Raw genomic sequence first — 13,371 nt, forward strand, 5'->3', positions numbered from 1 at the left:
CTCAATGAGTGATTAACTAATTAGATAGAACATGTAGAAAAAGGTAATAAAGTTTTTTTAATGCGTGTTGACATCTATCATGTTCAATGTTACTATATTCAAGGTGCTCAATCTTAAACCTGTTGCTTTGGAGGATATTTGATTATGTCTTATGATAAAGTATCACAGGCAAATGAAATCATTGTTGGTACTAAGCAATCAGTTAAAGCTCTCTTAAACAATGATGTTAAGGAAATAGTCATTGCTGAGGATGCTGATGATCGGGTTGTACAAAAAGTCGTTCAAACAGCAGAACAAAAGCAAGTGCCCTTAATTAAAGTTGAATCTATGAAAAAGCTTGGGAAAGCTTGTGGAATAGAAGTTGGAGCTGCAGCTGTAGCTATAATCCGGTGAAAAAGTTGTTTTTGCAAGGTTAATATTGCAGAAACTTTGTTTTTGCCTAAATATGAACCACCTGGATGTGTGGTATTAATGATGAAGGGAGGAAAACTAAAATGCCTACTATTAATCAATTAGTGCGTAAAGGTCGCGTAAGCAAAATTGAGAAATCAAAATCACCTGCATTAAACAAAGGTTACAACAGCTTCAAAAAAGAGCAAACAAATGTATCTTCACCTCAAAAACGTGGTGTATGTACTCGTGTAGGTACGATGACGCCGAAGAAACCAAACTCAGCGCTTCGTAAATATGCTCGTGTTCGTTTAACAAACGGAATTGAAGTTACAGCATACATTCCTGGTATTGGCCACAACCTACAAGAGCACAGTGTTGTTCTTATCCGTGGTGGACGTGTAAAAGATTTACCGGGGGTACGTTATCACATCGTTCGTGGTGCGTTAGATACTGCTGGTGTTGATGGTCGTATGCAAGGCCGTTCTAAATACGGTACAAAACGTCCAAAAGCAGCTAAAAAATAATAATCAATTAAAATAAAAACCAAAAATGAAAGGAGGACATAACATGCCACGTAAAGGTCCTGTAACAAAAAGAGACGTATTACCAGATCCACTTTACAATTCAAAGCTTGTTACACGTTTAGTAAACAGAATTATGATCGACGGAAAAAGAGGTAAAGCACAATCTGTACTTTACAATGCTTTCGATCTAATTAAAGAACGTTCAGGTAACGATGCAATGGAAGTGTTTGAACAAGCACTTAAAAACATCATGCCTGTTCTTGAAGTTAAAGCACGTCGTGTAGGTGGTGCTAACTACCAAGTACCTGTAGAGGTACGTCCAGACCGTCGTACTACTTTAGGTTTACGCTGGTTAGTAAACTACGCTCGTCTTCGCGGAGAAAAAACGATGGAAGAGCGTTTAGCTAACGAAATTCTTGATGCTGCTAACAACACAGGTGCAGCAGTTAAGAAACGTGAAGATACTCACAAAATGGCTGAAGCAAACAAAGCATTTGCTCACTATCGTTGGTAATCAATACACTCTAAATACACTAAATTTCCTATAAGGAAGGAGAAATTACCCAATGGCAAGAGAGTTCTCCTTAGCAAATACACGTAATATTGGGATCATGGCTCACATTGATGCTGGTAAAACAACAACAACTGAGCGTGTACTTTATTACACTGGTCGTATTCATAAAATTGGTGAAACTCATGAAGGTGCATCCCAGATGGACTGGATGGAGCAAGAACAAGAACGTGGAATCACGATCACATCTGCTGCAACAACTGCACAGTGGAAAGGCCACCGTGTAAACATCATCGATACTCCAGGACACGTAGACTTCACAGTAGAGGTTGAACGTTCCCTGCGTGTACTTGATGGTGCTGTAGCAGTACTTGATGCTCAATCAGGTGTTGAGCCTCAAACAGAAACAGTTTGGCGTCAAGCTACAACTTATGGAGTACCACGTGTTGTGTTCGTTAATAAAATGGACAAAATCGGTGCGGACTTCCTATATTCTGTAAAAACAATACATGAACGCCTTCAAGCGAATGCTCACCCAATCCAATTACCAATTGGTGCGGAAGACCAATTCGAAGGTATCATTGACTTAGTTGAAATGAATGCTACGTTCTATGGTAATGATTTAGGAACTGATATCCAAGTTGGAGAAATTCCTGAAGAATACCAAGACCAAGCAAATGAATACCGCGAAAGTTTAGTAGAAGCAGTAGCTGAACTTGATGAAGAGTTAATGGAAAGATACCTTGGTGGAGAAGAAATCACTAACGAAGAGCTAAAAGCAGCAATTCGTAAAGGTACTGTTAACGTTGATTTCTATCCAGTTATCTGTGGATCTGCTTTCAAAAACAAAGGTGTTCAAAAAATGCTGGATGCTGTAATTGACTATCTTCCATCTCCGTTAGATGTACCAGCGATTAAAGGTACTCTTCCTGATACTGATGAAGAAGTTACACGTGAATCTAGCGATGAGGGTCCATTTGCTGCATTAGCATTTAAAGTAATGACAGACCCTTATGTTGGTAAACTTACATTCTTCCGTGTTTACTCTGGTACATTAAGTTCTGGATCATACATCCAAAACTCTACTAAAGGTAAGCGTGAGCGTGTAGGTCGTATCCTTCAAATGCATGCAAACAGCCGTGAGGAAATCTCTCAAGTTTATTCTGGAGACATCGCAGCTGCTGTAGGTTTGAAAGATACAACAACTGGTGATACTCTATGCGATGACAAAAACCTTGTTATCCTTGAGTCGATGGAATTCCCAGAACCAGTTATTCAACTATCTGTTGAGCCAAAATCTAAAGCAGACCAAGATAAAATGACAACTGCTTTACAAAAACTTCAAGAGGAAGATCCAACATTCAGAGCTCATACTGATCCAGAAACTGGTCAAACAATTATTGCAGGTATGGGTGAGCTTCACTTAGATATTCTAGTAGATCGTATGAAACGTGAATTCAAAGTAGAAGCAAACGTTGGTGCTCCGCAGGTTGCATATCGTGAAACATTCCGCCAAGGTGCAAGAGTTGAAGGTAAATTCGCTCGTCAATCTGGTGGTCGTGGACAATTTGGACACGTGTGGATCGAATTTGAACCGAACGAAGAAGGTAAAGGTTTTGAGTTCGAAAACAAAATCGTTGGTGGGGTAGTGCCACGTGAGTACGTACCTGCTGTTCAAGCTGGTCTTGAAGATGCAATGCAAAACGGTGTATTAGCTGGATATCCATTAGTTGATGTTAAAGCTGCATTAGTTGATGGTTCTTACCATGATGTTGACTCAAGTGAAATGGCGTTTAAAGTTGCTGCTTCATTAGCACTTAAAAACGCTATATCAAAATGTAGCCCTGTAATTCTAGAGCCTGTTATGAAAGTTGAAGTAGTAGTGCCTGAAGAATACATGGGTGATATCATGGGCCAAGTTACAGCTCGTCGTGGACGTGTTGAAGGTATGGAAGCTCGTGGGAATGCACAAGTTGTACGTGCAATGATTCCACTTTCTGAAATGTTTGGTTATGCTACAGCATTACGTTCAAGTACTCAAGGTCGTGGTGTTTTCACTATGCACTTTGATCACTATGAAGAAGTACCAAAATCAGTTTCAGAAGAAATTATCAAAAAAAATAAAGGTGAGTAATTGATTTTTACCCCTTTTATGAAGTATAACTACTTATGTGAGAACAGAAAGTGAGAATCTCGCTTTCTGTTACATATATTATCCTAAAAAATACAATCTCTAAGGAGGATTTTTAGAATGGCTAAAGAAAAATTCGACCGTTCCAAAACGCATGCTAATATCGGTACTATCGGACACGTTGACCATGGTAAAACAACTTTAACAGCTGCAATCACAACTGTACTAGCTAAACGTAGTGGTAAAGGTGCTGCTATGGCTTATGATATGATCGACGCTGCTCCAGAAGAGCGTGAGCGTGGAATCACAATCTCAACTGCACACGTTGAGTATGAAACTGAAACTCGTCACTATGCACACGTTGACTGCCCAGGACATGCTGACTATGTTAAAAACATGATCACTGGTGCAGCACAAATGGATGGCGGTATCTTAGTAGTATCTGCTGCTGATGGCCCAATGCCACAAACTCGTGAGCACATTCTTTTATCTCGTCAAGTAGGTGTACCTTACCTTGTTGTATTCTTAAACAAATGTGACATGGTTGATGACGAAGAATTATTAGAATTAGTTGAAATGGAAGTTCGTGACTTACTTTCTGAGTACGATTTCCCTGGCGATGACGTACCAGTAGTTAAAGGTTCTGCTCTTAAAGCTCTTGAAGGAGAAGCTGAGTGGGAAGAAAAAATCGTTGAGCTTATGAACGCTGTTGATGAGTATATCCCAACTCCAACTCGTGACACTGACAAACCATTCATGATGCCAGTTGAGGATGTTTTCTCAATCACTGGTCGTGGAACTGTTGCTACAGGTCGTGTTGAGCGTGGACAAGTTAAAGTTGGTGACGTAATCGACATCATCGGTTTAACTGAAGAGCCAAAATCAACTACTGTAACAGGTGTTGAAATGTTCCGTAAACTTCTTGATTATGCTGAAGCTGGCGATAACATTGGTGCATTACTTCGTGGTGTTGCACGTGATGACATCCAACGTGGACAAGTACTTGCTAAACCAGGTACAATCACTCCACACACAAAATTCAAAGCTGAAGTTTACGTTTTATCAAAAGAAGAAGGTGGACGTCACACTCCATTCTTCACTAACTACCGTCCTCAGTTCTACTTCCGTACAACTGATGTAACTGGTATCTGCCAACTTCCTGAAGGCGTAGAAATGGTTATGCCTGGAGATAACGTTGAAATGACTGTTGAACTTATCGCTCCAATCGCGATTGAAGAAGGTACTAAATTCTCAATCCGTGAAGGTGGACGTACTGTAGGCGCAGGCGTTGTTGCAACTATCCAAGAATAATTTGATAAAGTAAAGAAATAGACGAGCGATCTTGCTCGTCTTTTTTGTTTTGTTTTTTCTTCTATATATAAGTTTAATTTGCAGCTGCACAAATAAATCTTATATATAAATTAAAATCATATGAATATGAATATGAATTGTTTAGCCGATAGATCCTTTTTCTACTATTAAAATAATCTACCTTAATAAATACAAAAATTGAAGAAATAAATAGTTAACATTAAATTGATCAGGCTCATTTATATCTAAAGGAAAAAGTTACAGATTAAACCATTATTGATGTTCTTGATATTCGTAAATAATCTATGTATAATATGAAAAGTGCGTAAGAGTAATAGATATTTTAAAATTTATTCTTGCATCTATTATAGGTTTTATGTATAATAGACAATGTTGGTCTTTGACTGCGATGAAGCAGGAGGTTGCCGATACACACGGCCGCTTTGCCATGGCGTGTGTAGGGAAAATTCTTGCGGAGAAAATGTCTATTTTAAAAGTAGGCGAAAAGGAGGGAAAATAATGGCAAAACAAAAGATTCGTATTCGTTTAAAAGCATATGATCATAGAATTCTTGATCAATCTGCAGAGAAAATTGTTGAAACTGCAAAACGTTCTGGTGCAAATGTATCTGGTCCGATTCCACTACCAACTGAAAGATCAGTGTACACGATCCTACGTGCGGTTCATAAATACAAAGATTCTCGTGAGCAATTCGAAATGCGTACGCATAAGCGTTTAATTGATATCATCAGCCCAACACCACAAACTGTTGATGCTTTAATGCGTCTAGACTTACCGTCTGGTGTTGACATTGAAATCAAATTATAATTCTTAAAATAAATAAGAAAAGACTATTAGGAGGTGTGACTCATGACCAAAGGAATCTTAGGAAGAAAAATTGGTATGACGCAAGTATTTGCAGAAAACGGTGATCTAATTCCGGTAACTGTTATCGAAGCTGCTCCAAACGTTGTTCTTCAAAAGAAAACTGTTGAAACTGATGGGTATAACGCAGTTCAATTAGGTTTTGAAGACAAACGTGAAAAGTTATCGAACAAACCAGAAAAAGGCCACGTTGCGAAAGCTAATACTGCACCTAAGCGCTTCGTTAAAGAACTTCGTGAAGCAAGCTTAGAGCAAATCGAAGTTGGTCAAGAAGTCAAAGTTGATATTTTCACAGCAGGTGAAACTGTAGATGTAACAGGAATTTCTAAAGGGAAAGGTTTCCAAGGTTCTATTAAACGCCACGGACAATCTCGTGGACCTATGTCCCACGGTTCTCGTTACCATCGTCGCCCAGGTTCTATGGGGCCTGTAGCACCTAACCGTGTATTTAAAAACAAATTATTACCTGGCCGTATGGGTGGAGAACGCATTACAGTTCAAAACTTAGAGATTGTTAAAGTAGATGCAGAACGCAACCTACTATTAATCAAAGGTAACGTTCCAGGACCTAAAAAAGCCCTAATCACTGTGAAAAGCGCAGTTAAATCTAAATAATTTCACTAGGAAAGGAGGAATTGGGTAATGCCGAAAGTAGCATTATTAAACCAAACTGGATCAAATGTTGGAGAAATCGAACTAAATGATTCTGTCTTTGGTATTGAACCTAATCAGCATGTATTATTTGAAGCGGTTATCATGCAAAGAGCTTCCTTACGTCAAGGAACTCACAAAGTAAAAAATCGTTCTGAAGTAGCAGGCGGAGGTCGTAAACCTTGGCGCCAAAAGGGTACTGGTCGTGCTCGTCAAGGATCTATCCGTTCTCCACAATGGCGCGGCGGTGGTATCGTATTCGGACCAACTCCACGTTCATATGCATATAAATTACCTAAAAAAGTACGCCGTTTAGCTATCAAATCAGCTTTATCATCTAAAGTAGTTGACAACAGTATCGTTGTATTAGAAGACTTAGCTCTTAACGCTCCTAAAACAAAAGAAATGGCATCAGTATTAAAAGGTCTTTCTGTTGAGAAAAAAGCGTTAATCGTTACAGCTGACAACAACGAAAATGTTGCATTATCAGCACGTAATATCCCTGGAGTAACTGTAGTTACTGCAAATGGTGTTAACGTACTTGATGTACTAAACCATGATAAATTGATTATGACGAAAGCAGCGGTGCAAAAAGTAGAGGAGGTGCTTGCATAATGAAAGATCCTCGTGATATTATTAAGCGCCCCGTAATCACTGAACGTTCAACTGATTTAATGTCAGAGAAAAAATACACGTTTGAAGTTGATGTTAAGGCTAATAAAACTGAAGTTAAAGATGCGATCGAATCAATCTTTGGTGTAAAAGTTGAAAAAGTAAACATCATGAATTATAAAGGTAAATTCAAACGCGTTGGTCGTTACAGCGGCTTAACTAACCGTCGTCGTAAAGCGATCATTAAGCTTACAACTGATAGCAAAGAAATCGAATTATTCGAAGTATAATTTTAATAGAAAAGGAGGGATATCGATATGGCGATTAAAAAATATAAACCAACCTCAAACGGTCGTCGTGGTATGACAGTATCTGATTTTGCTGAAATTACGACAGACCAACCGGAAAAGTCGTTACTTGCTCCACTTCACAGAAAAGGTGGACGTAATAACCAAGGTAAATTAACAGTTCGTCACCAAGGGGGCGGACACAAGCGCCAATATCGTGTGATCGATTTTAAACGCGACAAAGATGGTATACCAGGACGCGTTGCTACAATCGAATACGATCCAAATCGTTCTGCAAACATCGCACTTATCAACTATGTTGATGGTGAAAAAAGATACATCCTTGCACCTAAAAACCTTCAAGTAGGTTTAGAAGTTATGTCTGGTCCTGAAGCGGATATTAAAGTAGGGAATGCACTTCCATTACAAAACATCCCAGTAGGTACTGTAGTACACAACATCGAATTAAAACCTGGTAAAGGCGGACAATTAGTTCGTTCAGCAGGTACATCTGCTCAAGTATTAGGTAAAGAAGGTAAATATGTACTTGTACGTTTAAACTCTGGTGAAGTTCGTATGATTCTTGCTACTTGCCGCGCAACTGTAGGTCAAGTTGGTAACGAGCAACATGAACTTATCAACATTGGTAAAGCAGGTCGTTCTCGTTGGTTAGGTAAACGCCCAACTGTTCGTGGATCTGTAATGAACCCTAACGATCACCCACACGGTGGTGGTGAAGGACGCGCTCCTATCGGACGTAAATCACCAATGTCTCCATGGGGTAAACCAACTCTTGGAGCTAAAACTCGTAAGAAGAAAAACAAATCAGATAAGTTTATCGTGCGTCGTCGTAAAAAATAACGTGATTGAACTACGGTTCATTCGAACCGTAGCACGATCGCGAAGGGAGGTACAATCATGGGCCGTAGCTTAAAAAAAGGACCATTCGTTGATGATCATTTAATGAACAAAGTTGAAAAGTTAAATGAAACTGAGAAAAAGCAAGTTATTAAAACTTGGTCTCGTCGTTCTACAATTTTCCCACAATTCATTGGTCACACTATCGCTGTTTATGATGGACGTAAACATGTTCCTGTATATGTAACTGAAGACATGGTAGGTCATAAACTAGGTGAATTCGCACCTACTCGTACTTACAAAGGTCATGCTAGTGATGACAAAAAAACAAGACGTTAATGAGAGGAGGCATTTAAATGCAACAATCTAAAGCTGTCGCAAGAACAGTTCGTATTGCTCCTCGTAAAGCTCGTTTAGTTCTAGATCTTATTCGAGGTAAGCAAGTAGGTGAAGCAGTGGCGATTTTAAATCACACACCAAAGGCTGCTTCTCCAATCATAGAGAAAGTATTAAAATCAGCAGTGGCAAACGCTGAGCATAACTATGAAATGGACATTAATAGCTTAGTTGTATCTGAAGCTTATGCAAACGAAGGTCCAACTCTTAAACGTTTCCGTCCACGCGCTATGGGTCGTGCAAGTGCTATTAACAAGCGCACAAGCCACATCACAATCATCTTAACAGAAAAGAAGGAGGGATAATCCGTGGGTCAAAAGGTAAATCCAGTCGGTCTTCGTATTGGAGTTATTCGTGATTGGGAGTCAAAATGGTTCGCTGGAAAAGACTACTCAACTCTTTTACATGAAGATATCAAAATTCGTGAATATGTTACTAAACGTCTTAGTGATGCATCTGTTTCTAAAATCGAAATCGAGCGTGCGGCTAACCGTGTAAATATTACAATCCACACTGCTAAACCTGGAATGGTAATCGGTAAAGGTGGTACGGAAGTTGAAGCTCTACGTAAAGCTCTTAACCAATTAACTGGTAAACGAGTTCACATCAACATTTTAGAAATCAAAAAAGCTGATTTAGATGCTAAATTAGTTGCTGAAAATATTGCACGTCAATTGGAAAACCGTATTTCTTTCCGTCGTGCTCAAAAACAAACAATTCAACGTGCTATGCGTGCTGGTGCACAAGGTATCAAAACTCAAGTTTCTGGTCGTCTAGGCGGAGCAGATATTGCACGTGCTGAGCATTATAGCGAAGGAACAGTTCCACTACACACACTTCGTGCTGATATCGATTATGGAACAGCTGAAGCTGATACAACTTACGGTAAATTAGGCGTAAAAGTTTGGATCTATCGTGGAGAGGTTCTTCCTACTAAGAAGAAAAAAGAGGAAGGAGGAAATTAATTATGTTATTGCCAAAACGCGTAAAATATCGTAGAGAGCACCGTGGGAAAATGCGCGGTCGTGCTAAAGGCGGTACTGAAGTACATTTCGGTGAGTTCGGAATTCAAGCTCTAGAAGCTTCTTGGATTACAAACCGCCAAATCGAGGCAGCTCGTATCGCGATGACTCGTTACATGAAACGTGGCGGAAAAGTTTGGATTAAAATCTTCCCTTCTAAGCCTTATACAGCTAAACCTTTAGAGGTTCGTATGGGATCTGGTAAAGGTGCTCCAGAAGGTTGGGTAGCAGTTGTAAAACCAGGTAAAGTAATGTTTGAAATCTCAGGTGTATCTGAAGAAGTAGCACGTGAAGCATTACGTTTAGCTTCTCATAAATTACCGATCAAAACGAAGTTCGTAAAACGTGAAGAAATTGGTGGTGAATCAAATGAAAGCTAATGATATTCGTGACCTAACCACTGCTGAAATTGAACAAAAAGTAAAATCTCTTAAAGAAGAGTTATTTAACCTTCGCTTTCAATTAGCGACAGGACAATTAGAAAATACTGCTCGCATCCGTGAAGTTCGTAAATCGATCGCTCGTATGAAAACTGTTATCCGTGAAAGAGAGCTCGCTGCTAATAATCGTTAATAAGAGAGGAGGTTTACAGAATGAGTGAACGTAACCAACGTAAAGTGTATACTGGTCGTGTTGTTTCTGACAAAATGGATAAAACTATCACAGTACTTGTTGAAACATACAAAACACATCCACTATACGGTAAACGTGTAAAATACTCTAAGAAATTAAAAGCTCATGATGAAAACAACCAAGCTAAAACAGGTGACATCGTAAAGATTATGGAAACTCGTCCATTATCAGCTACAAAACGTTTCCGTTTAGTAGAAGTTGTACAAGAAGCTATCATTATTTAATATTGTTCGGATAGTTAATTCCGAAGGGAGGTAACATAAGTGATCCAACAAGAATCTCGTTTAAAAGTTGCTGACAACTCTGGTGCTCGTGAAGTATTAACAATCAAAGTATTAGGTGGTTCTGGTCGTAAAACTGCTAATATCGGTGATGTAATTGTTTGTACGGTAAAACAAGCAACACCAGGTGGCGTTGTCAAAAAAGGTGATGTTGTTAAAGCTGTAATCGTTCGTACGAAGAGTGGTGCTCGTCGTTCAGATGGTTCTTACATCAAATTTGACGAAAATGCATGTGTTATCATTCGTGATGACAAAGGCCCTCGTGGTACTCGTATTTTCGGACCAGTTGCTCGTGAACTACGCGAAAACAACTTCATGAAAATCGTTTCTTTAGCTCCAGAAGTTCTATAATAAATTTCGATTGCCTTACTAAGGAGGTGCAACGAGGATGCATGTTAAAAAAGGTGATAAAGTAATGGTTATCTCTGGTAAGGATAAAGGTAAACAAGGTGTTGTTCTTGCTTCTTATCCTAAAAAAGACCGTGTACTTGTAGAAGGTATTAATATCGTGAAAAAACACGCTAAGCCATCTCAAGCTAACCCACAAGGTGGAATCTTAAACCAAGAGGCACCTATCCATGTATCAAATGTTATGCCACTTGATCCTAAATCTGGTGAACCGACTCGTGTTGGTTTTAAAGTGGTAGACGGTAAAAAGGTACGTGTAGCAAAAAAATCTGGTGAAACTTTAGATAAATAGTAAATCAGGAAGGGAGGTATATAGATGAACCGCCTTAAAGAAAAGTATCAAAGTGAAATCACTCCTTCATTAATGAAGAAGTTCTCATACAAATCAGTAATGCAAGCTCCAAAATTAGAGAAAATCGTTATCAACATGGGTGTTGGTGATGCAGTTTCAAACTCAAAAGCTTTAGATGTAGCTGTTGAAGAGCTAACTCAACTCACTGGTCAAAAACCAGTTGTAACGAAAGCAAAAAAATCAATCGCGGGCTTCCGTCTTCGTGAAGGTATGCCAATCGGTGCAAAAGTTACACTTCGCGGTGAGCGTATGTACCAATTCTTAGATAAATTAATCTCTGTTTCATTACCACGTGTACGTGACTTCCGTGGGGTATCAAAGAAATCTTTTGATGGTCGTGGAAACTACACTCTGGGTGTGAAAGAGCAATTAATCTTCCCTGAGATTGATTATGATAAAGTAAACAAAGTTCGCGGTATGGATATCGTTATTGTAACTACTGCGAATACTGATGAAGAAGCACGCGAACTATTAACACAGTTCGGTATGCCGTTCCAAAAATAATCGCTAGTAAAGGGAGGCGAAATTGTGGCTAAAAAATCGATGATTGCTAAGCAAAAACGCGAGCAAAAGTTTAAAGTACAAGAGTACACTCGCTGCGAACGTTGCGGACGTCCACACTCAGTACTACGCAAATTTAAGCTTTGCCGTATTTGTTTCCGTGAACTTGCTTATAAAGGTCAAATTCCAGGCGTGAAAAAAGCTAGCTGGTAAAACCGTAAAACGGGAAGGAGGTTATTTAGTAATGGTTATGACAGATCCTATTGCAGATATGCTTACTCGCATTCGTAATGCGAATATGGTACGTCACGAAAAACTTGAGTTTCCTGCATCTACAATCAAGAAGGAAATTGCAGAAATTCTTAAACGTGAAGGTTTCGTACGTGATGTTGAATATGTAGAAGATAACAAACAAGGTATCATTCGTATTTTCTTAAAATACGGTGCAAACAATGAGCGTGTAATCACTGGTCTTAAAAGAATCAGCAAACCAGGTTTACGTGTATATGCTAAAACTGGAGAAGTACCACGTGTACTTAACGGATTAGGTATTGCGATTGTTTCAACTTCTCAAGGTGTTTTGACTGACAAAGAGGCTCGTGCAAAACAAACTGGTGGAGAAGTATTAGCATACGTTTGGTAAAAAGTTTAAAAAAGAATGGAGGTGTAATGAATGTCTCGTATTGGTAAGAAAATACTTGAAATCCCTGCTGGTGTTACGATTAACATCGCTGAGGATAATACTGTAACGGTTAAAGGACCTAAAGGTGAATTAACTCGTACATTCAGCCCTGATATGAAAATCGTTATTGAAGATAATGTATTAACAGTTGCTCGCCCTTCAGATGTAAAGGAGCACCGTGCATTACACGGTACTACTCGTAGTCTATTAGGTAACATGGTTGAAGGTGTTTCTAAAGGATTTGAAAGAGGTTTAGAACTTATCGGTGTCGGTTACCGTGCTACAAAATCAGGTAACAAATTAGTCCTAAACGTAGGTTACTCTCACCCTGTTGAAATCACACCTGAATCCGGTATTGAAATTGAAGTACCATCACAAACAAAAGTTCTTGTAAAAGGAACTGATAAAGAGCGTGTTGGTGCTATTGCAGCTAACATTCGTGACGTTCGTCCACCAGAGCCTTATAAAGGTAAAGGTATCCGCTATGAAGGCGAACATGTGCGTCGTAAAGAAGGTAAAACTGCGAAGTAATATCGCCTAGATGATAAGAAAGGAGTGACCTAAATGATTACTAAAGCTGATAAAAATGTTGTACGTAAAAAAAGACATGCTCGTGTTCGTGCTAAATTAGAAGGCACTGCAGTTCGTCCTCGTCTAAACGTATATCGTTCTAACCAACACATTTATGCTCAAGTAATTGATGATTCAAATTCTGTTACTTTAGTAAGTGCATCTACTTTAGATAAAGATCTTAATTTAGATTCTAAAAGCAATGTTGATGCTGCTCAAAAGGTTGGAGAATTAGTAGCTAAACGTGCTATCGAAAAAGGCGTTAAAACTGTTGTATTTGATCGCGGGGGTTATTTATACCATGGTCGTGTTAAAGCTCTAGCTGAAGCTGCTCGCGAGGCTGGACTTGAATTTTAATCGCAA

Annotated in this window: 23 protein-coding genes; all 23 read left to right on the top strand. The window is 39.1% G+C overall.

Annotated elements, in window-relative coordinates; translation table 11 throughout:
• Window positions 1-144 precede the first annotated feature (144 nt).
• The 23 genes from BK577_RS12200 to rplR all read left to right on the top strand — a co-directional run bounded on the left by BK577_RS12200 (window position 145) and on the right by rplR (window position 13,365).
• On the top strand, window positions 145-393 hold the full coding sequence (locus tag BK577_RS12200) for a 50S ribosomal protein L7ae-like protein (protein ID WP_078433100.1): 249 nt from the start codon (window positions 145-147) through the stop codon (window positions 391-393).
• 101 nt (window positions 394-494) lie between these two features.
• Window positions 495-917, top strand: coding sequence for a 30S ribosomal protein S12 (gene rpsL / locus BK577_RS12205; protein WP_026561215.1), 423 nt, complete (start codon window positions 495-497; stop codon window positions 915-917).
• Between the two features lie 43 nt (window positions 918-960).
• Complete coding sequence (gene rpsG, locus BK577_RS12210; RefSeq protein WP_026561216.1) at window positions 961-1,431, top strand: 30S ribosomal protein S7; 471 nt, start codon at window positions 961-963, stop codon at window positions 1,429-1,431.
• A 52-nt stretch (window positions 1,432-1,483) separates the two neighbouring features.
• The gene (gene fusA / locus BK577_RS12215) at window positions 1,484-3,562 is read left to right on the top strand and encodes an elongation factor G (RefSeq protein ID WP_078433101.1); all 2,079 of its coding nucleotides are present in this window, start codon (window positions 1,484-1,486) and stop codon (window positions 3,560-3,562) included.
• Window positions 3,563-3,679: 117 nt separating this feature from the next.
• A complete protein-coding gene (gene tuf, locus BK577_RS12220) occupies window positions 3,680-4,870 on the top strand; it encodes an elongation factor Tu (protein ID WP_026561218.1) in 1,191 nt (396 codons plus the stop codon).
• A gap of 519 nt (window positions 4,871-5,389) precedes the next feature.
• Window positions 5,390-5,698: a 30S ribosomal protein S10 gene (gene rpsJ, locus BK577_RS12225; RefSeq protein WP_026561219.1), complete on the top strand. Its 309-nt coding sequence runs from the start codon at window positions 5,390-5,392 to the stop codon at window positions 5,696-5,698.
• A 42-nt stretch (window positions 5,699-5,740) separates the two neighbouring features.
• The gene (rplC, locus tag BK577_RS12230) at window positions 5,741-6,370 is read left to right on the top strand and encodes a 50S ribosomal protein L3 (RefSeq protein WP_078433102.1); all 630 of its coding nucleotides are present in this window, start codon (window positions 5,741-5,743) and stop codon (window positions 6,368-6,370) included.
• Between the two features lie 27 nt (window positions 6,371-6,397).
• Complete coding sequence (gene rplD, locus BK577_RS12235) at window positions 6,398-7,021, top strand: 50S ribosomal protein L4 (RefSeq protein WP_078433103.1); 624 nt, start codon at window positions 6,398-6,400, stop codon at window positions 7,019-7,021.
• Complete coding sequence (rplW, locus tag BK577_RS12240; protein ID WP_026561222.1) at window positions 7,021-7,308, top strand: 50S ribosomal protein L23; 288 nt, start codon at window positions 7,021-7,023, stop codon at window positions 7,306-7,308. Before rplD ends, rplW begins: the two co-directional genes overlap by 1 nt.
• A 27-nt stretch (window positions 7,309-7,335) precedes the next feature.
• Window positions 7,336-8,166, top strand: coding sequence for a 50S ribosomal protein L2 (rplB, locus tag BK577_RS12245; RefSeq protein ID WP_026561223.1), 831 nt, complete (start codon window positions 7,336-7,338; stop codon window positions 8,164-8,166).
• Window positions 8,167-8,223: 57 nt separating this feature from the next.
• Window positions 8,224-8,502 carry a 30S ribosomal protein S19 gene (gene rpsS, locus BK577_RS12250; RefSeq protein ID WP_026561224.1) on the top strand — a complete coding sequence of 93 codons (279 nt, stop codon included), beginning with the start codon at window positions 8,224-8,226 and terminating at the stop codon, window positions 8,500-8,502.
• A 17-nt stretch (window positions 8,503-8,519) separates the two neighbouring features.
• Window positions 8,520-8,864: a 50S ribosomal protein L22 gene (rplV, locus tag BK577_RS12255; RefSeq protein ID WP_072581456.1), complete on the top strand. Its 345-nt coding sequence runs from the start codon at window positions 8,520-8,522 to the stop codon at window positions 8,862-8,864.
• 3 nt (window positions 8,865-8,867) lie between these two features.
• Window positions 8,868-9,524: a 30S ribosomal protein S3 gene (gene rpsC / locus BK577_RS12260; protein WP_078433104.1), complete on the top strand. Its 657-nt coding sequence runs from the start codon at window positions 8,868-8,870 to the stop codon at window positions 9,522-9,524.
• A 2-nt stretch (window positions 9,525-9,526) separates the two neighbouring features.
• Window positions 9,527-9,961: a 50S ribosomal protein L16 gene (rplP, locus tag BK577_RS12265; protein WP_026561227.1), complete on the top strand. Its 435-nt coding sequence runs from the start codon at window positions 9,527-9,529 to the stop codon at window positions 9,959-9,961.
• Window positions 9,951-10,154, top strand: a complete 204-nt coding sequence (gene rpmC, locus BK577_RS12270; protein WP_078433105.1) for a 50S ribosomal protein L29 — start codon at window positions 9,951-9,953, stop codon at window positions 10,152-10,154. The genes rplP and rpmC overlap by 11 nt, the downstream gene beginning before the upstream one ends.
• A gap of 20 nt (window positions 10,155-10,174) precedes the next feature.
• Window positions 10,175-10,438, top strand: coding sequence for a 30S ribosomal protein S17 (rpsQ, locus tag BK577_RS12275; RefSeq protein ID WP_026561229.1), 264 nt, complete (start codon window positions 10,175-10,177; stop codon window positions 10,436-10,438).
• Between the two features lie 39 nt (window positions 10,439-10,477).
• Window positions 10,478-10,846, top strand: coding sequence for a 50S ribosomal protein L14 (rplN, locus tag BK577_RS12280; protein ID WP_026561230.1), 369 nt, complete (start codon window positions 10,478-10,480; stop codon window positions 10,844-10,846).
• A gap of 37 nt (window positions 10,847-10,883) precedes the next feature.
• On the top strand, window positions 10,884-11,195 hold the full coding sequence (gene rplX / locus BK577_RS12285) for a 50S ribosomal protein L24 (RefSeq protein ID WP_078433106.1): 312 nt from the start codon (window positions 10,884-10,886) through the stop codon (window positions 11,193-11,195).
• 24 nt (window positions 11,196-11,219) lie between these two features.
• Window positions 11,220-11,759, top strand: coding sequence for a 50S ribosomal protein L5 (rplE, locus tag BK577_RS12290; protein ID WP_078433107.1), 540 nt, complete (start codon window positions 11,220-11,222; stop codon window positions 11,757-11,759).
• A 24-nt stretch (window positions 11,760-11,783) separates the two neighbouring features.
• Window positions 11,784-11,969, top strand: coding sequence for a type Z 30S ribosomal protein S14 (locus BK577_RS12295; protein WP_069716795.1), 186 nt, complete (start codon window positions 11,784-11,786; stop codon window positions 11,967-11,969).
• A gap of 31 nt (window positions 11,970-12,000) precedes the next feature.
• Complete coding sequence (gene rpsH, locus BK577_RS12300) at window positions 12,001-12,399, top strand: 30S ribosomal protein S8 (protein ID WP_026561233.1); 399 nt, start codon at window positions 12,001-12,003, stop codon at window positions 12,397-12,399.
• A 30-nt stretch (window positions 12,400-12,429) separates the two neighbouring features.
• Window positions 12,430-12,969 carry a 50S ribosomal protein L6 gene (rplF, locus tag BK577_RS12305; protein ID WP_078433108.1) on the top strand — a complete coding sequence of 180 codons (540 nt, stop codon included), beginning with the start codon at window positions 12,430-12,432 and terminating at the stop codon, window positions 12,967-12,969.
• A 33-nt stretch (window positions 12,970-13,002) separates the two neighbouring features.
• Window positions 13,003-13,365, top strand: coding sequence for a 50S ribosomal protein L18 (gene rplR / locus BK577_RS12310; RefSeq protein WP_026561235.1), 363 nt, complete (start codon window positions 13,003-13,005; stop codon window positions 13,363-13,365).
• The last annotated feature ends 6 nt before the right edge of the window (window positions 13,366-13,371 follow it).

The organism is Metabacillus halosaccharovorans (assembly GCF_002019635.1).
GTDB lineage: Bacteria > Bacillota > Bacilli > Bacillales > Bacillaceae > Metabacillus > Metabacillus halosaccharovorans.

Coding starts and splice junctions, on each gene's coding strand:
- BK577_RS12200 (WP_078433100.1), top strand. CDS start 145: ATGTCTTATGATAAAGTATCACAGGCAAATGAAATCATTGTTGGTACT.
- rpsL (WP_026561215.1), top strand. CDS start 495: ATGCCTACTATTAATCAATTAGTGCGTAAAGGTCGCGTAAGCAAAATT.
- rpsG (WP_026561216.1), top strand. CDS start 961: ATGCCACGTAAAGGTCCTGTAACAAAAAGAGACGTATTACCAGATCCA.
- fusA (WP_078433101.1), top strand. CDS start 1,484: ATGGCAAGAGAGTTCTCCTTAGCAAATACACGTAATATTGGGATCATG.
- tuf (WP_026561218.1), top strand. CDS start 3,680: ATGGCTAAAGAAAAATTCGACCGTTCCAAAACGCATGCTAATATCGGT.
- rpsJ (WP_026561219.1), top strand. CDS start 5,390: ATGGCAAAACAAAAGATTCGTATTCGTTTAAAAGCATATGATCATAGA.
- rplC (WP_078433102.1), top strand. CDS start 5,741: ATGACCAAAGGAATCTTAGGAAGAAAAATTGGTATGACGCAAGTATTT.
- rplD (WP_078433103.1), top strand. CDS start 6,398: ATGCCGAAAGTAGCATTATTAAACCAAACTGGATCAAATGTTGGAGAA.
- rplW (WP_026561222.1), top strand. CDS start 7,021: ATGAAAGATCCTCGTGATATTATTAAGCGCCCCGTAATCACTGAACGT.
- rplB (WP_026561223.1), top strand. CDS start 7,336: ATGGCGATTAAAAAATATAAACCAACCTCAAACGGTCGTCGTGGTATG.
- rpsS (WP_026561224.1), top strand. CDS start 8,224: ATGGGCCGTAGCTTAAAAAAAGGACCATTCGTTGATGATCATTTAATG.
- rplV (WP_072581456.1), top strand. CDS start 8,520: ATGCAACAATCTAAAGCTGTCGCAAGAACAGTTCGTATTGCTCCTCGT.
- rplP (WP_026561227.1), top strand. CDS start 9,527: ATGTTATTGCCAAAACGCGTAAAATATCGTAGAGAGCACCGTGGGAAA.
- rpmC (WP_078433105.1), top strand. CDS start 9,951: ATGAAAGCTAATGATATTCGTGACCTAACCACTGCTGAAATTGAACAA.
- rpsQ (WP_026561229.1), top strand. CDS start 10,175: ATGAGTGAACGTAACCAACGTAAAGTGTATACTGGTCGTGTTGTTTCT.
- rplX (WP_078433106.1), top strand. CDS start 10,884: ATGCATGTTAAAAAAGGTGATAAAGTAATGGTTATCTCTGGTAAGGAT.
- rplE (WP_078433107.1), top strand. CDS start 11,220: ATGAACCGCCTTAAAGAAAAGTATCAAAGTGAAATCACTCCTTCATTA.
- rpsH (WP_026561233.1), top strand. CDS start 12,001: ATGGTTATGACAGATCCTATTGCAGATATGCTTACTCGCATTCGTAAT.
- rplF (WP_078433108.1), top strand. CDS start 12,430: ATGTCTCGTATTGGTAAGAAAATACTTGAAATCCCTGCTGGTGTTACG.
- rplR (WP_026561235.1), top strand. CDS start 13,003: ATGATTACTAAAGCTGATAAAAATGTTGTACGTAAAAAAAGACATGCT.